Below are 18,895 nucleotides of genomic sequence, written 5' to 3'. Positions count from 1 at the left end.
GGGAAACGTGACCGCTGCAGTGAATTCGTTTGGACTGAACCTGCCCGACTACCCGTGGGAGGCCATGGCGCCCTACGTGGCCAAGGCATCGGAGCACCCGGGCGGGGCCGTTAACCTTTCCATCGGCACGCCGGTGGATCCCACGCCGCAGCTGGTCCAGGATGCCCTGATGGCCGCCGCCAACGCCCCCGGATATCCCACTGTCCACGGCACGCCGGCGCTTCGGGAAGCCATCGCGGGCTGGTTTGAACGCCGTCGCGGCGTGACGGGCCTGGACCCCAAAAACATCATGCCTACAGTGGGTTCCAAGGAACTCGTTGCGTGGCTCCCGCTGCTGCTGGGCCTGAAGCCCGGAGACGTCGTCGTACGCCCCAAGGTGGCCTACCCCACTTACGATATCGGCGCCACCCTCGCCGGGGTAACCTCGGTGGCCACGGACAACCTGGACGAGTTGGACGACGCCACGCGTGCACGCGTGCGCTTCATCTGGGTGAACTCACCCGGCAACCCCACGGGCAGCGTCCGCGACGCTGAATCATTGAAGGCCCTGGTGGTCCAGGCCCGTGAAATCGGCGCCGTGGTGGCATCGGACGAATGCTACGCAGAGCTCGGCTGGGGCGACTGGGACGTCCAGCGCGGCGGCCGGCGCGTCCCCAGCATCCTCGATCCCCACGTTGCCGGCGGCTCGCACCAGGGCCTGCTCGCGGTGTACTCGCTGAGCAAGCAGTCCAACCTGGCGGGCTACCGCGCAGCCTTCGTTGCCGGTGACCCGGACCTGATGCCCAACCTGGTCAACAGCCGCAAGCATGCCGGCATGATCGTGCCCTACCCCGTCCAGGAGGCCATGCGGGTGGCGCTGGGGGATGATGCCCACGTCGAGGCCCAGAAGGACCTGTACCGGGGCCGGCGCGAACGCCTGGTGCCCGCGCTGCTGGACTTCGGCCTGGAGATCAAGGAGTCCGACGCCGGCCTTTACCTGTGGTCGACGGCAGGAGAGGACACCTGGGCCACGGTGGCCCGCCTGGCTGAACGCGGCATCGTGGTGGGGCCGGGCGTCTTCTACGGAGACGCCGGCAACGGCTATGTCCGCGTGGCCCTGACTGGGTCCGACGAGCGGATCGATGCCGCTGTTGCACGGCTGGCCTGATCCGGCTCCCAGGGATACGTAATAATCGTGTGACTCGCCCCACATCCGGCGCATTTTAGGCCGGATGGGAAGCCTGCGGATTAGTGACACCCGCCAAGGAGCGGTACTTTTTAAGTTGACGATCAATGGTGGCTTTCTACAAGAAGGCAGCCCGGGTGTTGGAACCTGTCTTCTCAGGCTCGAGTGCACGGCTCACCTGATGTTGGATCAAGCTTTCGACAGAGGCCGAAGACGCCTCATGAAGGGGACTCCATGACTGAGACCAACAATGCTGCGACCCTGCTCCACGCAGGTGGCGAGCTGAAGCTCCCGCGCATCCAGGTTGTTGAAGGGAACGAAGGTTACGACGTCTCCAAGCTGCTCAAGCAGACCGGTGCCGTGACCTTTGACCCCGGCTTCATGAACACCGCAGCAACCACCTCCGCCATAACCTACATCGATGGCGATGCGGGCATCCTGCGCTACCGCGGATACCCCATCGAGCAGCTGGCGCAGCACTCCAGCTTCCTTGAGGTGTCCTACCTGCTGATCTACGGCAACCTGCCCACGCCCACTGAGCTGGACGAGTTCGACCAGAAGATCCGCCGCCACACGCTGCTGCACGAGGAGCTCAAGGGCTTCTTCGGCGGCTTCCCCCGTGACGCGCACCCCATGCCGGTGCTGTCCTCGGCCGTGTCCGCGCTGTCCACCTTCTACCAGGACTCGCTGGACCCGTTCAACGCCGAGCAGGTGGAGGTTTCGACCATCCGCCTGATGGCCAAGCTGCCAGTCATCGCCGCCTACGCGCACAAGAAGTCCATCGGCCAGCCGATGCTGTACCCGGACAACTCCATGAACCTGGTGGAGAACTTCCTGCGCCTCAGCTTCGGCTTCCCCGCCGAGCAGTACGAGCTGGACCCGGTCATCGTCAAGGCACTGGACCTGCTCCTGATCCTGCACGCGGACCACGAGCAGAACTGCTCCACATCCACCGTGCGCCTGGTGGGCTCCTCCAACGCCAACCTCTTCGCTTCCGTCTCTGCCGGCATCAACGCCCTCTTCGGCCCCGCCCACGGCGGCGCCAACGAAGCCGTGCTGAAGATGCTCCGCCAGATCCAGGCCGAGGGCCTTAAGCCCGAGGATTACATGGAGAAGGTCAAGAACAAGGAAGACGGCGTCCGCCTCATGGGCTTCGGACACCGCGTCTACAAGAACTACGATCCGCGCGCCAAGATCGTCAAGGCCACGGCCCACGAGATCCTCAGCAAGCTCGGCGGCAACGACGAACTGCTGGACATCGCCATGCGCCTGGAAGAGAAGGCGCTCAGCGATGACTACTTCATCCAGCGCAAGCTTTACCCGAACGTGGACTTCTACACCGGCCTGATCTACAAGGCCATGGGCTTCCCCGAAAAGATGTTCACTGTGCTGTTTGCCATCGGCCGTCTGCCGGGCTGGATTGCACAGTGGCGTGAAATGATCAGCGATCCGAACACCAAGATCGGCCGCCCGCGCCAGCTGTACATCGGCGAACCGGAGCGCGACTACCCGGCCCGCTGATAGCCGCCTGTTGAACGCACCATGCACGACGACGGCCGCCCACCTTCCAGAGGTGGGCGGCCGTTCCGCGTTTAATGACCATCGATTGCTCCCCACCGGCACCCTAGCCTCGCAAGCTCGGCCAGGGAACCCTGCCGGCGTGGGCCCACTGCCCTTTTGGGGGTCAAAAGGGCGGTTACGGAGCAATCGACGGGGGAGGCGGGGTCAGGAGGCGTAGCCCTGGGGGTTGTTCTTCTGCCAGCGCCAGTGGTCCTCGCACATCTGGTCCACGGTCTTGGTGGTGGACCAGCTCAGGTCTGCCAGGGCCGAGGTGGCATCGGCCCAGAATGCCGGAAGGTCCCCGGCGCGGCGGCCGGTGATCTCGTAGGGGATGGGCTGGCCCACTGCCTTTTCGAAGGAGCGCAGGACCTCCAGCACCGAAGAACCCTTGCCGGAGCCCAGGTTCCAGCGGAAGACGCCGGTGCGGTCCGCGATGTGGTTCAGCGCGGCCACGTGCCCTTCGGCCAGGTCCACCACGTGGATGTAGTCGCGCAGGCAGGTACCGTCCGGGGTGTCGTAGTCGCCGCCGAAGACCATGAGCTTCTCGCGCCGGCCCACGGCCACCTGGGCAATGAACGGGACAAGGTTGTTTGGGATGCCCTGCGGGTCTTCGCCGATGCGGCCCGAGGGGTGTGCGCCCACCGGGTTGAAGTAGCGCAGCAGTGCTATGTGCCAGCGGGAGTCAGCGGCGCCGAGGTCGGAAAGGATGTCCTCGATCTGTTCCTTGGTGCGCCCGTAGGGGTTGTTCGCACCGATCTCCATCTTTTCCACGTAGGGGATGGGGTTGTGTTCCCCGTAGACGGTAGCCGACGAGCTGAAGACAATGGACCGGACGTCGTGCCTGTCCATGACGCGGACCAGGTTCAGGGTGCCTACCAGGTTGTTGAAGTAGTACTTCAGCGGCTCCTGCACTGACTCGCCCACGGCCTTGAGCCCCGCAAAGTGGATCACGGCGTCAATGGCGCTGCCGGCAAAGACCTTCTCGACGGCGGCCTCGTCCACCAGGTCAACGTGGTGGAACTCGGCGGCCTTGCCGCTCAATTCTGCCACCCGCCGCAGCGATTCCTCGCTGGAATTGATCAGGTTGTCGATGACGACCACGTCGTGGCCGGCTTCCTGCAGGGACAGAACAGTGTGGGAACCGATGTAGCCGGTGCCCCCCGTAACCAAGATTTTCATGCCTCAACGCTATCCCACGCGCAGCGTTGGCCGCCGCCGTGTCCCGGATGGCGGGCGGCTTGTGACCGGACAGAAAAAGCACAAGTGTGCTAATAAGGATGGTGCCCAAAATTGTAGACGCCGGTGCCCGGCGGCAGGACGTTGTCCAGGCGGTTCTCCGCATCATCGCCGTGGACGGGCTCGAACGCGCGTCGCTGCGCGAAGTGGCTGACGAGGCCGGCCTTGCCGTCGGTTCCGTGCGGCACTACTTCGAGGGCAGTGACGAGCTTCTGGCCTTCACTTTCGGCACCGTGGTGGACCGCATCGTTGGCAGGCTCGAGGGCCTGCTCCCGGCTGTGCTCGGGGCTGCGCACGCCACCCCCGGCCAGCGGGAGGCGGTTTTAACGCTCTTGGGCGGGATGCTCCCGCTGGATGAGGAAACCGCCGTGGAGGCCTGCGCATGGCTCGCCTTCAAGAACGCCGCACGCATCCGGCCCTTCCTGGCGGCGGAAGCGGACCGCAGTCACCGCGAAGTGGCGGCCATTGTGGGTGCATTGGTGGCAAACCTGCTTCCGGACGACGAACCGCAGGAGAACCTCGTCCTGGAGGCGGAGCGGCTTCTGGCCACGCTGGACGGGCTGTGCATGCACGCGCTCCTGCAGCCCGGCTGGATGACGGCGCAGATGTGCCGCGACGTGCTCGAACGGCACCTGGACGGGCTGGCGCGCTAAGCGATCAAAAGCCCGTCCAGCACTACCGCGAACTGGCAGCGGGAATAGACTGAAGCCGGGTAGGCCGGGCCGGAATGTGAGGCCCGGTACCGGGAGGCCAGGAAAGGACTTTGGATGCAGCACGCAGGCGGTTCAGGGTGGCAGATCACCACCGACACATCCGGACCGATGATGATTGCTCTTTTCGTCCGGGACGCTGCCGGCCTCAACGGGGTGGGGCGTCCCATGCTGTCCCATGCGGCACCCAAAGTCCGCTCCGCGGACCACAGCCACTTGACCGCCGATGTTGGCGGCCTCGGCGCGCTGAAGACTGAATGGGAGGCCTGGTGGGAGCAGCTGCTCAAGGCCCACCCGCACACCGCACCCGAACTTTCGCCGCCCGATTTCGAAGCGTTCGGAAACTCCCCGGCCCTCCAGCGGGTCCTGCAGGCGCATTTTGGCTCCGCCCTCACCTGGGCCCGGGAGCGCCGGAGCGAGTATGCAGAGCTCGAAGCGCAGCGGGTGGCCAGCGGAACCGACCAGCTGATCGGGGACATGGTGGACGACCGGCTGATGGAAGTGGGCCGGGACGCCCGGGATTTCACGCTGACCATCATCGAGTTGCCGCTGGACGAGCAGCGGGCGTGGTACCTGGAACCGGACAAGATCATCATGAGCCACGAGCTGATGGGCCAGCCTGAGCTGTTCCGCAGCTATGTCCAGCCGGTGCTGGAGATCCTGGTCTGAACCCCGGGCGGCGGGACGACGGCGCCCCTCACGTGCCGGCGTCGTCCTTCCGGACGGTGATGCGCACCTGCCCGTCCTGGGCACCCGCTGCCTGCCAACCGTCGCCGCCTGGCCGGTCCCAGGTGCGGCCGGCCACTTCCACCTTGGTAACGGCCAGGTCCTTGGCGTTGGCAACTGCCCACTGGGCAACCGACCACCCCAGGGACCCGTCGGCGTCCACTACCAGGGTGTCGCCGTCCACCTGCGCCTCGACGCCGCCGTAGGCCTGGTCCAGGTCCGTCACCACCGTGGCCGAGTTGCCACCGGCCGTGGGGGAGCGAAGCGTGCACTGCACAGCCGCCGGCGTCTGGCCTGTCAGCCCGGAAGCGAATGCCCGGCCCATCTCTTCGTGCTGGGCATAGGCTTTGGGGTAGGCGGACCGCTGGACCTGCTGGGCAGCGTCCGTGATATCCAGCGTCTCGTAGCCCGGGATCTTCACCAGCGCATCATAGAAGGCGTTGACCGCGTAGTAGGGGTCCATGATCTGGGCCTCGGTGCCCCAGCCCTGTGACGGTCGCTGCTGGAAAAGCCCCCGCGAGTCCGGGCCGGCCTGGTCGCCGTGACCGATGTTGCGCAGCTTGGACTCCTGCATGGCAGTGGCCAGGGCGATGGTGGCAGCGCGCGCCGGGAGGCCCCGCCGGACGGCGGCCGCTGTGATCAGGGCAGCGTTGGCCGCCTGGTCCGGCGCCAGTTCCCCCGTCCGGTCGCCGGCTGTGGCAGTGCAGCGTTCCGAAACGAGGGTCTCGGAACGCTGCACGAAGTACACCGCTGTATAAATGCCGCCCGCAGCTAGCGCCAAAGTCAGGAGCAGCACCGCCAGGCGGCGCAAACCGCGCCTGCGCGACACAGACATAGGTGCCACGAGGGAACTAGTTGGCGTGCAGGGCGTCGTTCAGTTCCACGGTCTGGCCCTTGCGGGGCAGGGCCTCCACCGCGCCCGTGGTGGAGTTGCGGCGGAAAAGCAGGTTGGGGACGCCCGAGAGTTCGGCGGCCTTGACGATCCTGGTGGTGTCCTCGCCCACCTCGTCCTTGGGGCCCGGCACGCGGACGCGGGTGCCGGCCGTGACGTAGAGGCCTGCCTCGACCACGGAATCATCGCCGATGCTGATGCCCACGCCGGAGTTTGCCCCGAGCAGGACACGCTCGCCGATGGTGATCTTTTCCTTGCCGCCGCCGGACAGGGTGCCCATGATGGAGGCTCCGCCGCCGACGTCGCTGCCGTCTCCGGTCACGACGCCCGCGGAAATGCGCCCCTCCACCATGGAGGTGCCCAGGGTTCCGGCGTTGAAGTTTACGAAGCCCTCGTGCATGACGGTGGTGCCGGCGGCGAGGTGCGCACCCAGGCGGACCCGGTCGGCGTCGGCAATCCTGACCCCGCTGGGCACCACGTAGTCCACCATGCGGGGGAACTTGTCGATGCCGTAGACGGTGACGGCGCCCCGGCGGCGGAGCCGGGCGCGGGTGAGTTCGAAGCCTTCGACGGCGGCGGGACCGAAGTTGGTCCACACGACGTTGGGGAGCTTGCCGAAGATGCCGTCCAGGTTGACGGTGTTGGGCTGGACCAGGCGGTGCGAGAGAAGATGCAGCCGCAGGTAGGCGTCCGCGGTGTCGGCGGGGGCTTCGTCGAGGTTGATCTGGACGAAGACCACCTTCTGCTCCGTGCCGCGGTCCTGGTCTGCGCCGTTCTCGGCAATGGCAGTCAGGGCATCGTCGGCATTCTCCACCGAGCGGAGGTCCTCGGCGGCAACGCCGAGAGCCGGTGCGGGGAACCAGACGTCCAGGACAGTTGCTTCACCGCCGGCGGTGGCGATGGTGGCCACGCCGAAGCCATAGGCGGAACGGTCATCGGCGTTGGAAGTCAGGGTTTCGGGCACGGCGGAGGAAGCGGTCTCAGTCATGTGCCCCAGTCTATCGAGGGCGGGGCCGGCGGTTCGAACTAGACTGGCTTCGTGACTGCTGAAACCGCCCCCGAAGCTTCCGTTCCCACCCTTGACCTGCGCCAGGACGTGGCGCTGCTGACTGCGGCAGTCATGGACATCAACAGCGTGTCCGGCAACGAGAAGCGGCTCGCGGACGCCGTCGAAGCCGCGCTGCGCGGGATTCCCCAGCTGGCCGTGGTCCGGGACGGCGACGCCATCGTTGCCCGCACGGAACTGGGGCGCAGCGAACGGGTCATCCTTGCCGGGCACCTGGATACGGTGCCGTTGCCCCTGACGGAAGGTTCAAGGGGTTCCGTCCCGTCCAGCTGGGAGTCCGGAGTTCCGGGTGAAGGGATCCTCTATGGGCGCGGTGCCACGGACATGAAGGGCGGCGTGGCGGTCCAGCTCGCGCTGGCAGCCGGACTGTTCGACGACGGCGCGCAGCCGAAGCGGGACGTCACCTTTGTGTTCTACGACCATGAGGAAGTTGAGGCCGTGAAGAGCGGACTGGGACGCCTGGTCCGGAACCACGGCGATCTGCTGCAGGGGGACTTCGCCATCCTGCTGGAGCCAACGGACGGCACGGTGGAGGGCGGCTGCAACGGGACCAGCCGGTTCGAAGCGAGCACTGCCGGGGAGGCTGCCCACTCTGCCCGGGCCTGGATGGGCAGCAACGCCATCCACGCGGCGGCCCCCATCCTGGCGCGCCTGGCCGCCTACGAGCCGCGGACCATCAACGTTGACGGGCTTGACTACCGGGAGAGCCTCAATGCGGTAAAGATCAACGGCGGCACGGCCGGCAATGTGATTCCGGACCGCTGCGTGGTGGAGATCAACTACCGGTTTGCACCGGACAAGACCCCGGACCAGGCCGAAGCGCATGTCCGGGAACTGCTTGCAGGCTTTGACGTGGTGCGCACCGATGCCGCCGCCGGCGCACGTCCCGGCCTGCAGCACCCGGCTGCCGCCTCCTTCGTGGCGGCCGTGGGAGCCGAGCCTAAACCCAAGTACGGCTGGACCGACGTCGCACGCTTCAGCGAACTGGGGATACCGGCAGTGAACTTCGGCCCGGGGGACCCCCTGCTGGCGCATAAGGACAACGAACACGTTTCCGCCGAGGCCATCCGTACCTGCCTGCGTGCCCTGGAGGAATGGCTCGCCGGCTAGGAATGCTGGCCGGCGGCGAAGGAACACGGCTACGGAAAGGGCCCGGAACCTGACGGTTCCGGGCCCTTTCGCGCTGGCAATGCCGGCAGCTGGCTAAACCTCGGCGGGAACTGCGGCAGCGGGTGTGACTGCTGCGCCGGGCTTGCGGGAGAGCCTGCGTTCCAGCCATTTGGCGATGGCTGCCAGGATCAGGCACATCCCCACGTAGAGCACGGCGGCCACGATGGCTGCCGGGATGATCGGGGACCCGTACTGGATCTGGCTGCCGAAGTACTTCGCCTGGAAGAGGATCTCGTTGTACGTGACGATGAACCCCAGGGCCGTGTCCTTCAGGATGACCACCAGCTGGGAGATGATGACCGGAAGCATGGACCGGACGGCCTGCGGCAGCAGGATGCTGGTCATGACCTTGCTCTTGGGCAGGCCAATCGCGTAACCGGCCTCGCTTTGGCCGCGCGGCAGGGACTCGATGCCGGCACGGAACACTTCCGCGAGGACGGAGCCGTTGTACAGGACCAGCCCTGCCACCACGGCAGTGAAGGGAGTGATTCCCTGGACGCCGATGGTCGGCAGGCCGTAGTAGAAGATCATCATGAGGATCAGCAGCGGAACCGCGCGGAACAGTTCGGTGAAGCCGTAGCAGGGAGCGCTGATCCAGCGGCGGTCCGACAAGCGGCCAAATGCCAAGAGGATGCCGAGGACCAGGCTGAGGACTGCCGCGGTGCCGAAGGCGGACAACGTGGCACCGACGGACTGGGCAATCGTCTGCTGCACCAGCGGAAAGGTGAACAGCTGCCACTTCTTCGCGTCGAACTGCCCGCTTTCGGCGAAGCGGAGCAGGACGAACCCGACGATCAGCAGGATCACGATGGCGGTGACGACGCCGAGGATCCGGTACCGGCTGCGTGCCTTGGGGCCGGGGGCGTCAAAAAGGATTGAACTCATCGTGCAACCTTCCACTTCTGTTCAAGCTTTCGCTGCAGCGCGGAAAGGATGAAGACCAGGATGATGAACACGAGCGCCACCCACAGGAGGCCGGTCATAGCCGGCTCGCCGCGTTCGGAGAGGTTCGCCCGGATGGCGCCGGCTTCAAAGACGGAGAAGCCGGCGGCGACGGTGGTGTTCTTGAGCAGGGCGATGAATACGCTGAACATCGGCGGGATGACAGCGCGGAAGGCCTGCGGCAGGATCACGAGCGTCAGGGTCTGGGTGAAGGGGAGCCCGATGGCGCGGGCTGCTTCGGCCTGTCCGACCGGGACGGTGTTGATGCCGGAACGGACAGCCTCCGCCACATAGGTGGCGGTATACAGGCTCAGGCCGATGATGGCGGCGGTCGTAAAGTCGATCGGCACCAGGCCCAGCTTTGGGTAGCCGAGGGCGAAGAAGAAGAGGACCAGGGTCAGCGGGGTATTGCGCACCACGTTGACGTAAAGCGTCGCGGTCGCACGCATGGCGGGCACCGGGGAAACGCGGAGCGCAGCCACAACGGTACCAAGGATCAGGGCGAAAATCGCCGAGAAGAAGAAAAGTATGAGGGTGTTCCGGAAGCCCGTGATGAAGAGATCCGAATTGTTCAGCAGCGTATTCACAGAATCGTCGCTTTCGACAGTGGAAGAGGGGGCGGCTGCATGGCCGCCCCCTCGACTTTGGTTTAGTAGTTCTCTACCGCGGGCTGTTCGACCTTGGTGCCCGACTGGCCCAGCGTCTGGTCGTAGATCTTCTGCCACACGGAGTTACCGTCGGTGAACGTCTTGTTCATGAACTGGCGGAGCGCGGTATCGCCCTTCTTCAGGCCGACTCCGTACTTTTCGGTGGTGAACGGCTGGCCAACGACCTTCAGGCTGTCCGGCTCCTGGGCAGCGTAGCCGAGCAGGATGGCCTGGTCGGTGGTGACGGCGTCAACCTGGCCGCTCTTGAGCGCCTCGACGCACTGCGAGTAGGTATCGAACTCGGTGGTCTTGGTGCCCGGGAAGTTTGCCTTGATGTTCTGGATCGGCGTGGAACCCGTGGCCGAGCAGACGTTCTTGCCCGAGAGGTCCTTCTCGCTGTTGATGCTTGAGTTGTCCTTCTTGACCAGCAGCCCCTGGCCGGTGACGAAGTACGGCCCGGCGAAGTCGATCAGCTGCTTGCGCTTGTCCGTGATGGAGTAGGTGCCCACGTAGTAGTCGATGTCGCCGTTGGTGATGGCGGACTCGCGGTTGGCGGACGGGATGGGCTTGAACTCAATCTTGTCCTTGCTCATGCCCAGCGAAGCTGCCATCCACTTGGCGATCTCGATGTCGAAGCCCGTGTATTCACCGGTGGCCGCGTCTTTGAAGCCAAGGCCCGGCTGGTCCTGCTTGACGCCGATGCGGACCTTGCCGCTGGACTTGATGGCGTCGTAGGTCGGGCTGCCAGTGAGGGAGACGTTGTCGGCAACCTTGTAGGGAGCCTCATCCGTGCCGGAGGAAGCAGTTCCGCCGCCGCCGGAGCCGCCGCACGCGCTGAGGGAAAGAGCCAGCGCCGCAGTTGCCGCGACGAACAGAGGCTTCTTCCGGGTAAAGAAGTTTTTCATGGGGATACCTTTCATTGAGCGGCCGCGCTGGGGCAGCCGGTGCGGTGTGCTTAGTGGGTCAGGAGCTTGGACAGGAAGTCCTTCGCGCGGCTGCTCTTCGGGTTGGTGAAGAACTCCTCCGGCGTCTCGTCCTCCACGATCTGCCCGTCGGCCATGAACACCACGCGGTCGGCCGCCTTGCGGGCAAAGCCCATCTCGTGGGTGACGACGATCATGGTCATGCCTTCCTTGGCGAGCTGGACCATGACATCGAGGACCTCGTTGATCATTTCGGGGTCCAGCGCCGAGGTGGGCTCGTCGAAGAGCATGACCTTCGGCTTCATGGCCAGTGCACGCGCGATGGCGACGCGCTGCTGCTGGCCGCCGGAGAGCTGGGCGGGGAGCTTCGGAGCCTGCTGCCCGACGCCCACGCGCTCCAGCAGCGCCATGGCCTCTTTCTCGGCCTCAGCCTTCGATGCGCCCTTGACCTTGATCGGTCCGAGGGTGACGTTTTCCAGGATGGTCTTGTGCGCAAACAGGTTGAACGACTGAAATACCATCCCGACGTCGGCCCGCAGCTTGGCCAGGGCCTTGCCTTCGGCGGGAAGCTCCTTGCCGTCGATGGTGATGGAGCCGTCGTCGATCGTTTCCAGGCGGTTGATGGCCCGGCAGAGGGTGGACTTACCGGAGCCGGAGGGCCCGATGACCACAACAACCTCGCCCTTGCGGACCTGGAGGTTGATGTCCTTCAGAACGTGCAGCTGGCCGTAATGCTTGTTTACGGCGTTCAGGGAGACGAGAGCATCGCCGGGCACATGAGTAGTCATAGAAAGAATCTAGCGAACAACAGTGGGTTATGACGCCAATCACCACAAGTTCCTGCTGATCGTGATTCAAGAGATACCTCGCATTGGAGGTTAGCCTAGGGGAATGAGCATCAACGCAGATCCGGCCAAGAATTCCCAGCCGCGCCGCAAGGGGCCCCTCGAGCTGCGGCGCAAGCAGGCAGCAGTGGAAATGTCGGACCAGCACCTGCTCGATACCAAGGGCCCAGGCCAGTTCGTCCATACCGACCCGTGGCGGGTCCTGCGGATCCAGAGCGAGTTCGTCGAAGGCTTCGGTGCGCTGGCAGACATTGGAAAAGCGGTCAGCGTCTTCGGCTCGGCCCGCACCAAGCCGGGAAGCCTGTACTACGAAATGGGCGTGCAGGTGGGCCGCAAGCTCGCCGAAGCCGGGGTAGCCGTGATCACCGGCGGCGGCCCCGGGTCCATGGAGGCGGCCAACCGGGGAACCGTGGAAGGCAACGGCGTGTCGGTGGGCCTTGGCATCGAGTTGCCGTTCGAGCAGGGCCTGAACCAGTGGGTGGACCTGGGGATCAACTTCCGCTACTTCTTCGCCCGCAAAACCATGTTCGTCAAATATGCGCAGGGGTTCATCGTCCTGCCCGGTGGCCTGGGCACGCTGGATGAGCTGTTCGAAGCCATGGTCCTGGTCCAGACCCGGAAGGTGACGTCCTTCCCCATCGTCCTGCTCGGTGTCGACTTCTGGGGACCGATGATCGACTGGATCAGGGGCACGCTGGTGGCTGAAGGGATGGTCTCCGAAAAGGACCTGGACCTTATCCAGCTCGTTGACGACCCGGCCGAGGCCGTGGACCGGGTACTGCATGTGGCAGTGACCCCGTCGTTGAACGGCGAACAGCGGCCGGAATAGCCGCCGGCGCCGCCCTGCCGCACGGGTCTGGCACGATGGGACCGTGAGCTTCTTTCTGGTTTTCCTCGCCGTCGTGCTGGTTGCGGCGGTTCTATGGGCCGGCCTGGGCCGGCGCTCCCGCAAGGCGGGCGGGGCCGGCCTGCCGGCCCTGCTGCACGGATTCGACGAGCCGCCGGCGAACCTTCCGCCGGTGCTGCTGCCGGAGCGCGCCGTTCCGGAGGACGTGACCCGGATCCGGTTCTCCCTGGGCCTGCGCGGCTACCGGATGGACCAGGTGGACCAGGTCCTGGACGAACTGCGGGACCAGTTGGCGGCACGGGATGCGGAACTGGTGGAGCTGCGCGGGCGGCTGGCCGCTGGCGAACGGCATCCAGAACAGGGTGACGACGACGGTACCCCGGTCCCAGCCACCGCCCCCGAAGAGCCTGGTGTGGGAGGGGATGGGAACCGGGCAGCCCAGGAGGACGCAGCCCCGGTGAAGGGCGGCCAGTGAGCACCGTGGCCCGCCGCAACCCGCTGGCCTCCGCCGGAACTGTGGTCCACCGGGCTGCCGACGCCGTCCGCAGCTGGCCATGGTGGCTCCAGGTCACCGCGCTGTACGGCATCTCCCGGCTTGCCTCCGCCTGCATCTTCATGGCCGCGGCGCTCCATCAGGGTCCCAACCCGTGGTTCCCACCCAAACCGGACTACTGGAACTTCATCAATATTTGGGATGCCCGCTGGTACGGCCAGGTCATCGCCAACGGCTACCCATCGATCCTTCCCACGGACGCAGCAGGCAACGTCCAGGAAAACACGTGGGCGTTCTATCCGCTCTTTCCTTCACTGGCGGGCGGACTCAGCCGCCTCACCGGGATGGACCCTGCCGCCTCGCTCACCTTGATTGCCATGCTGTCCGGGTGGGCGGCAGCCCTGATGGTGTATGCACTGTTCCGGCATAAAGCCTCCCATGCCCAGGCGATGTGGGGCGTCGCATTCTTCTCGGTCTTTCCCGTCTCCGCCGTCCTGCAGGTCCCCTACGCGGAGCCGCTGTCCCTCCTGCTGCTCGCGTGGGCCCTCCTGCTGGTGGTGCGCCGCCAGTACCTGTGGGCCATTCCGGCGGTGTTCCTCCTGGGCCTGTCCCGGCCGGTCGGCGTTCCCTTCGCCGCCATGGTGGGGCTGCTCCTGGTCTTCCGCGCCGCCGCGTACGTCCGCGGGCGGCGGCATGAGGGTCCCGGCGGCGGCCACTCCGCCCGGGACCTGGCGGCACTCACTGGACTGGCCGCCGTCGCCGGCTTGTCAGCCTTTGCGTGGCCGGCCGCGGCGTGGCTGGCAACCGGCGACCTGCAGGCGTACACCAAGACGGAAACCGTATGGCGGGGCCAGGACCTGGTGCCGTTCAAGCCCTGGTTCGACACCGGTGTGGAACTTTTCGGTCCCGTCCTGGGCATTGTCGCCCCGCTCGTCTTCGTGGCGCTGTTCGGCGTGATGCTGTACCTGCCCCCGGTGGTGCGGCTCGGCGTCGAACTCCGGCTTTGGTGCGCCTGCTACATGGGTTACCTGCTGGCGTTCCTGCACCCACAAACCAGCACCTTCAGGATGCTGCTGCCACTGTTTCCGCTGGCCCTGGGTGCCGTGTTCCTGTCCCGGTCCAGGGCCTACCGGGGGACGGTGGTGGCCATGTTCCTGCTGCTGCAGATCGTCTGGATCGTGTGGTTGTGGGCCTGGGCGCAGCTGCCCGGCGGAGGGGATTATCCGCCGTAGCAAAACGGGCTTTAATGCAGGTCAGGGCGGGAATGACACGTTGACGGAAATGTCCATCGATTAGCTACGTGCGGGTAATTCCGCGATAATGATAGGTAAGCAAGGACAAAAGCATTCAGAAAACGCGCAGCACTGGCGGTGGTGGCAACACCCCGTCGTCGCGGCCTGATCGACATGCGGACACAGCCCGCCCGGGCTGATTAGTCCTGGGACAAAATGGAGGGGAATTCCTCATGGCGGCTATGAAACCACGCACCGGCGACGGCCCAATGGAAGTCACCAAGGAGGGCCGCAGCCTGATCATGCGGGTCCCGCTCGAAGGCGGCGGGCGCCTGGTGGTCGAACTGAACGCTGCCGAAGCAGCCAACCTCAAGGAGTGCCTGGTAGGCGTTACCGAATAGTCGTGCCGGCCAGGGTGCGCAGCCCGCGGGCTGCGCACCCTGGCCTTTAGGCAGCACTTATTTCTTGACCGCCACCAGCAGGCCGTCCCCGGTGGGAAGCATGGCGGACGCCAGCCTGTCGTCGTCGCGGATTGCCTTGCCCACCTGCCGCAGCGTCACCGTGTTGGGCTCGCGGCCGGCAGGGTTGGCTACCTTGTCCTTGTCCAGCGCATCGTTGATCACCAGCAACCCCGAGCGCTTGAGCAGCCGGATGGCTTGTTCCACGTAACCCGGCAGCCCGGGCTTGTCCGCATCGATGAAGACAAGGTCGTAAGCGCCGTCCGTAAGCCGCGGCAGGACGTCGCCCGCGCGGCCGGAAATGGTGCGGGTCCGGTTGGCGGGGCTGCCGGCCTCCGCGAACGCTTCGCGGGCAGCGCGCAGGTGCTCCACGTCCACATCGATGGTGGTCAGGACGGCATGGGCGCCGAGGCCGCGCAGCAGGCAAACACCCGAGACGCCCGCGCCGGTGCCGATCTCCACTACGGTCTGGGCTTTGGAGGCAGCGGCCAAGACCGTGAGGACAGCGCCCACGCCGGGGCTGATGGCGCTGACCCCTAATTCAAAAGAACGTTCCCGGGCCCGAAGCATTACCTCATCCTCAGCGGGCAGATCTTCTGCATAGGACCAGCTGCTGGACTTGTCGGCGCTCATGAATAATCGCTTTCTGGGCGTGAAGGGGGAATGTCTCCCCAAGCCTACTGTGTCCGGCCGTGACGGGTGGGAAAGCAGCCGTTGCGCCGAGCGCTGAAGTTTCCAGGTAATCAGGAAATTCCCAGCCAAGTTTGACATGATTGATATCCGCTCATCCAAAAGGTGACCGGCGCCGAATCAGAGATGTCAACAGTATCCGGGCGTTAGCATTCCACGAGGGGAGTGGACGATGTCATCTTCAGTAGTGGCACCTGTCCCTGCAGTAAACAATCCCGACGATGAGTGGGTCCGTCCCACCTGGGAAGAAGTGGTCACCAACCACTCCGCGAAGGTGTACCGGCTGGCCTACCGCCTGACCGGAAACAAGTACGACGCCGAGGACCTCACCCAGGAGGTCTTCGTCCGCGTGTTCCGTTCGCTGGAGAACTTCAAGCCCGGAACCCTCGACGGCTGGCTGCACCGCATCACCACCAACCTGTTCCTTGACCAGGCCCGGCGCAAGACCCGCATCCGTTTCGACGCGCTGGCAGAGGACGCGGAGTCCCGGCTGCCCGGCCGTGAGCCGGGACCGGAGCAGAGCTTCGAGCTGAACAACCTCGATCTTGACGTGCAGGCTGCCCTGGAAGAGCTGCCCCCGGATTTCCGTGCCGCCGTGGTCCTGTGCGACCTCGAGGGGCTTTCCTACGACGAGGTTGCTGAGGCGCTGGGCGTCAAGCTGGGCACCGTCAGGTCGCGCATCCACCGTGGCAGGACCATGCTCCGCGAGAAGCTGGCCCACCGCGACCCGCGCCCGCAGCAGTCCCGCCGCAAGCTTTCGATGCCGCGCATCGCCGGCATCCTCTGATCGGCACATGAGGTCCCAGTTTCCCTTTGGCGGCAGGCATCAGCGCACCGGCAGCCACCTCGAGGCCTGCCAGGAGTGTGCCGCCACCGTACGCCGCGAACGGCAGTACCTGGAGCGCCTCCGCGATGCTCCCATCCCGCCCGCCAGCCAGGACCTGACGGCCCGGCTGCTGGCCCGCACCCACGAGCTGGCCGCCCAGCCGCCTGCGCCGGCGCCCCAAAGCGGCACTTCGCGCCTGGCTGCGCGGGCGCTGGCGCTGACGGCGGGTGGAACCATGGCCGCCGCCGGTGTGCTGGCCGTGGGGGCGTTCACGGCAGCGGGGGACCCCGCGCCCAGCGAACAGGCCGGACCCGAGGCCGCGTTCTCGCATGTCTCGTCCCAGACTCCCGCTGATGGGAGGACGTTGAGTGCTGCCCAGCTGGCCACCCTGCGTTCCGAGGGATGGGCTTGTCCGGACCTCCAGGCCATCGGTTTCCACCTGGAAGCCGCGCGGGCGCTGGTGGTTGACGGGGAGCCCGCAGTGGAACTGCAGCTCACTGACGGCGCCCACCACGCCACGGTCACGGAACAGCACCCGGCCAGCCATGCTGCCGGTCCTGCGCACGCGTGGGCCACGTCCCCGGCGTCCGCCACCTACCGGGCCGCCGGCCTGACCATCACCTACCGCTCCGACCTGCCCGCGGACCAGGCCGACGACGCCATGCCGATCCTCGAACGGCTTGCCGATTCCGCCGTGGAGGGGGTCGCGGCATCCGTGCCGGAGCAGCCCGCAGGCCAGGCTGCGGAACCCCTGGATGCACGGCTGGAGCGCGGAATCAACAAGATCGCGGCCCTGTTCACCCAATGACACGGACTGTTCATCCGTCCGCCGGGTGGGAATCGTCACTCGCAGCCCGGAGAGGGTAATCTTCCTAAAGTGTTTGGAATCAACGGCCCGGAGTTCATTCTTCTGCTGATCATCGGTGTGCTGGTGATCGGCCCCAAGCGGCTGCCGGAATATACGCAGAAGCTGGCCAACCTGGTCAAGGAAGTCCGCCGGATGGCCAACGGTGCCCGGGAACAAATCAAGGAAGAAGTGGGAATCGACATCGACGATGTCGACTGGAAGAAATACGATCCCCGCCAGTACGATCCCCGCCGCATCATCAAGGAAGCACTGCTCGACGACGACACCAAACCGGTCAGCGCAGGCGCCCCGGCCGCGGTGGCTGCAGTCTCCGGCGCCGCAGCCGCAGCCGACGCTGCACCCAAGCGCCCGGAAAGGGTAGTGCAGAGGCTGGCCCCCGGCGAGGCTGCACCCTTCGACACCGAAGCCACCTAGGGACGGGTTAGCGCGGCTGCAGCCCCAGCTTCATCCCGGCAAGGCCGCGCGGAGCGGCCGCAAGCCTGCCGGCGATCCCCGCCAAGGCGGAAGCCGCCGGGGCCCCGGGCTTGCCAAGGACGATCGGAACCCCGGCATCCCCGCCCTCGCGCAGTTCGATGTCCAGGGGAATCTGTCCCAGCAGCGGAACGTCCACCCCTACGGTGGCGCTGAGCCGTTCCGTGAGTACCGACCCGCCGCCGCTTCCGAAGAGCTCCATCCGGCCGCCGTCCGGCAGCTCCAGGTAGGACATGTTCTCGATGACGCCGGCAATCTTCTGCCCCGTCTGCGTGGCGATGGCACCGGCCCGTTCGGCGACGTCGGCCGCGGCCGCCTGGGGCGTGGTGACCACCAGGATTTCGGCCTTGGGCAGCAGCTGGGCGACGGAAATGGCGATGTCACCGGTACCCGGCGGAAGGTCCAGAAACAGGGCGTCCAGGTCGCCGAAGTAGACGTCCGTGAGGAACTGCTCCAGGGCACGGTGCAGCATGGGTCCCCGCCATGCCACCGGCTGGTTGCCGGTGACGAACATGCCGATGGAGATGACTTTTACCCCGTGTGCAACGGGGGGAAGGATCATGTCGTCCACCTGGGTGGGTTTCTGCGTGATGCCCAGCAGGGCGGGAACCGAGAAGCCGTAGACGTCGGCGTCCACGATGCCCACCCGGAGGCCCCGGGCGGCCAGGGCGGTGGCCAGGTTGACCGTTACCGAGGACTTGCCCACGCCGCCCTTGCCGCTTGCCACGGCATAGACCTTCGTCAGGGAGTCCGGCTCGTTGAAGGGAATCCTGCGCTGTCCGCCAGGGCCGCGCAGCTTTTCCTTGAGGGCGTCCCGTTGCGCCTGGTCCATCACCTTGAGCTGGACGTTGACGGCGGTCACGCCGGGTACGGAGGCAAGGGCCTTCTGTGAATCGGCCGTGATGGTGTTCCGCAGCGGGCAGCCCGCAATGGTGAGCAGCACCGCCACGGTGACCTTGCCGTCGTCGGCCACCTGGACGGAATCCACCATGCCCAGTTCGGTGATGGGGCGCCGGAGCTCCGGATCGATGACCGTTGCCAGGGCGTCGTTGACGGCCCGGACCAAGGGTGAGGAGCCCGTGGTTGCGGGATCGGTGGGGGCGGTCATGGCAGGAGCCTCGGCTTTCT

The 18,895-nt window shown here is 66.0% G+C and carries 21 protein-coding genes; 12 read left to right on the top strand and 9 right to left on the bottom strand.

Annotated elements, in window-relative coordinates; genetic code table 11:
• Positions 1–7 precede the first annotated feature (7 nt).
• Positions 8–1,147 (top strand): succinyldiaminopimelate transaminase, encoded by a 1,140-nt coding sequence (dapC, locus tag ACFVTD_RS01795; protein WP_387557216.1) that lies wholly within the window; start codon positions 8–10, stop codon positions 1,145–1,147.
• Between the two features lie 252 nt (positions 1,148–1,399).
• Positions 1,400–2,686, top strand: a complete 1,287-nt coding sequence (locus tag ACFVTD_RS01790) for a citrate synthase (RefSeq protein WP_387557213.1) — start codon at positions 1,400–1,402, stop codon at positions 2,684–2,686.
• A gap of 204 nt (positions 2,687–2,890) precedes the next feature.
• On the opposite strand, the gene galE is transcribed toward ACFVTD_RS01790, so the two are convergent.
• A complete protein-coding gene (galE, locus tag ACFVTD_RS01785) occupies positions 2,891–3,904 on the bottom strand; it encodes a UDP-glucose 4-epimerase GalE (protein WP_387557210.1) in 1,014 nt (337 codons plus the stop codon).
• Positions 3,905–4,005: 101 nt separating this feature from the next.
• Here galE and ACFVTD_RS01780 point away from each other — a divergent pair, with 101 nt between their 5' ends.
• Both ACFVTD_RS01780 and ACFVTD_RS01775 read left to right on the top strand, forming a co-directional pair.
• Positions 4,006–4,614: a TetR/AcrR family transcriptional regulator gene (locus tag ACFVTD_RS01780; RefSeq protein ID WP_387557207.1), complete on the top strand. Its 609-nt coding sequence runs from the start codon at positions 4,006–4,008 to the stop codon at positions 4,612–4,614.
• Between the two features lie 114 nt (positions 4,615–4,728).
• Entirely contained in the window at positions 4,729–5,340 is a 612-nt protein-coding gene (locus tag ACFVTD_RS01775; RefSeq protein ID WP_387557204.1) for a hypothetical protein, read from the top strand.
• Positions 5,341–5,368: 28 nt separating this feature from the next.
• Here ACFVTD_RS01775 and ACFVTD_RS01770 read toward each other — a convergent pair whose 3' ends face one another.
• Both ACFVTD_RS01770 and dapD read right to left on the bottom strand, forming a co-directional pair.
• Positions 5,369–6,232 carry a hypothetical protein gene (locus ACFVTD_RS01770; RefSeq protein WP_387558934.1) on the bottom strand — a complete coding sequence of 288 codons (864 nt, stop codon included), beginning with the start codon at positions 6,230–6,232 and terminating at the stop codon, positions 5,369–5,371.
• Positions 6,233–6,248: 16 nt separating this feature from the next.
• Positions 6,249–7,277: a 2,3,4,5-tetrahydropyridine-2,6-dicarboxylate N-succinyltransferase gene (dapD, locus tag ACFVTD_RS01765; RefSeq protein WP_387557201.1), complete on the bottom strand. Its 1,029-nt coding sequence runs from the start codon at positions 7,275–7,277 to the stop codon at positions 6,249–6,251.
• A 51-nt stretch (positions 7,278–7,328) separates the two neighbouring features.
• Here dapD and dapE point away from each other — a divergent pair, with 51 nt between their 5' ends.
• Entirely contained in the window at positions 7,329–8,465 is a 1,137-nt protein-coding gene (dapE, locus tag ACFVTD_RS01760; RefSeq protein WP_387557198.1) for a succinyl-diaminopimelate desuccinylase, read from the top strand.
• A 93-nt stretch (positions 8,466–8,558) separates the two neighbouring features.
• On the opposite strand, the gene ACFVTD_RS01755 is transcribed toward dapE, so the two are convergent.
• The 4 genes from ACFVTD_RS01755 to ACFVTD_RS01740 all read right to left on the bottom strand — a co-directional run bounded on the left by ACFVTD_RS01755 (position 8,559) and on the right by ACFVTD_RS01740 (position 11,825).
• Positions 8,559–9,410, bottom strand: a complete 852-nt coding sequence (locus tag ACFVTD_RS01755) for an amino acid ABC transporter permease (protein ID WP_387557195.1) — start codon at positions 9,408–9,410, stop codon at positions 8,559–8,561.
• Positions 9,407–10,054 carry an amino acid ABC transporter permease gene (locus tag ACFVTD_RS01750; RefSeq protein WP_141181978.1) on the bottom strand — a complete coding sequence of 216 codons (648 nt, stop codon included), beginning with the start codon at positions 10,052–10,054 and terminating at the stop codon, positions 9,407–9,409. The genes ACFVTD_RS01755 and ACFVTD_RS01750 overlap by 4 nt, the downstream gene beginning before the upstream one ends.
• A 62-nt stretch (positions 10,055–10,116) precedes the next feature.
• Positions 10,117–11,019, bottom strand: a complete 903-nt coding sequence (locus ACFVTD_RS01745) for a glutamate ABC transporter substrate-binding protein (RefSeq protein WP_387557192.1) — start codon at positions 11,017–11,019, stop codon at positions 10,117–10,119.
• 50 nt (positions 11,020–11,069) lie between these two features.
• Complete coding sequence (locus ACFVTD_RS01740) at positions 11,070–11,825, bottom strand: amino acid ABC transporter ATP-binding protein (protein ID WP_387557189.1); 756 nt, start codon at positions 11,823–11,825, stop codon at positions 11,070–11,072.
• Positions 11,826–11,928: 103 nt separating this feature from the next.
• Here ACFVTD_RS01740 and ACFVTD_RS01735 point away from each other — a divergent pair, with 103 nt between their 5' ends.
• The 4 genes from ACFVTD_RS01735 to ACFVTD_RS01720 all read left to right on the top strand — a co-directional run bounded on the left by ACFVTD_RS01735 (position 11,929) and on the right by ACFVTD_RS01720 (position 14,855).
• On the top strand, positions 11,929–12,711 hold the full coding sequence (locus tag ACFVTD_RS01735) for a TIGR00730 family Rossman fold protein (protein WP_387557186.1): 783 nt from the start codon (positions 11,929–11,931) through the stop codon (positions 12,709–12,711).
• Between the two features lie 43 nt (positions 12,712–12,754).
• Positions 12,755–13,204, top strand: a complete 450-nt coding sequence (locus ACFVTD_RS01730; protein WP_387557183.1) for a DivIVA domain-containing protein — start codon at positions 12,755–12,757, stop codon at positions 13,202–13,204.
• Entirely contained in the window at positions 13,201–14,454 is a 1,254-nt protein-coding gene (locus ACFVTD_RS01725) for a hypothetical protein (protein ID WP_387557181.1), read from the top strand. Before ACFVTD_RS01730 ends, ACFVTD_RS01725 begins: the two co-directional genes overlap by 4 nt.
• 233 nt (positions 14,455–14,687) lie before the next feature.
• Positions 14,688–14,855, top strand: a complete 168-nt coding sequence (locus tag ACFVTD_RS01720) for a DUF3117 domain-containing protein (RefSeq protein WP_009357720.1) — start codon at positions 14,688–14,690, stop codon at positions 14,853–14,855.
• A gap of 57 nt (positions 14,856–14,912) precedes the next feature.
• On the opposite strand, the gene ACFVTD_RS01715 is transcribed toward ACFVTD_RS01720, so the two are convergent.
• Entirely contained in the window at positions 14,913–15,545 is a 633-nt protein-coding gene (locus ACFVTD_RS01715) for an O-methyltransferase (RefSeq protein ID WP_141159894.1), read from the bottom strand.
• A 229-nt stretch (positions 15,546–15,774) separates the two neighbouring features.
• Here ACFVTD_RS01715 and sigE point away from each other — a divergent pair, with 229 nt between their 5' ends.
• From sigE to ACFVTD_RS01700, 3 genes are all read left to right on the top strand, one after another.
• Positions 15,775–16,389, top strand: a complete 615-nt coding sequence (gene sigE, locus ACFVTD_RS01710) for an RNA polymerase sigma factor SigE (protein WP_387557177.1) — start codon at positions 15,775–15,777, stop codon at positions 16,387–16,389.
• A gap of 7 nt (positions 16,390–16,396) precedes the next feature.
• Entirely contained in the window at positions 16,397–17,236 is an 840-nt protein-coding gene (locus tag ACFVTD_RS01705) for an anti-sigma factor (RefSeq protein WP_387557174.1), read from the top strand.
• 69 nt (positions 17,237–17,305) lie between these two features.
• Positions 17,306–17,710 (top strand): Sec-independent protein translocase TatB, encoded by a 405-nt coding sequence (locus tag ACFVTD_RS01700; protein ID WP_387557171.1) that lies wholly within the window; start codon positions 17,306–17,308, stop codon positions 17,708–17,710.
• Between the two features lie 7 nt (positions 17,711–17,717).
• On the opposite strand, the gene ACFVTD_RS01695 is transcribed toward ACFVTD_RS01700, so the two are convergent.
• Positions 17,718–18,875, bottom strand: coding sequence for an Mrp/NBP35 family ATP-binding protein (locus ACFVTD_RS01695; RefSeq protein WP_387557168.1), 1,158 nt, complete (start codon positions 18,873–18,875; stop codon positions 17,718–17,720).
• Positions 18,876–18,895 lie beyond the last annotated feature (20 nt).

Source organism: Pseudarthrobacter sp. NPDC058119, from assembly GCF_042884655.1.
Classification (GTDB): Bacteria; Actinomycetota; Actinomycetes; order Actinomycetales; family Micrococcaceae; genus Arthrobacter.
Note: the sequence above shows the minus strand (reverse complement) of the source record. Positions and strands in the feature narration are given on the sequence as shown.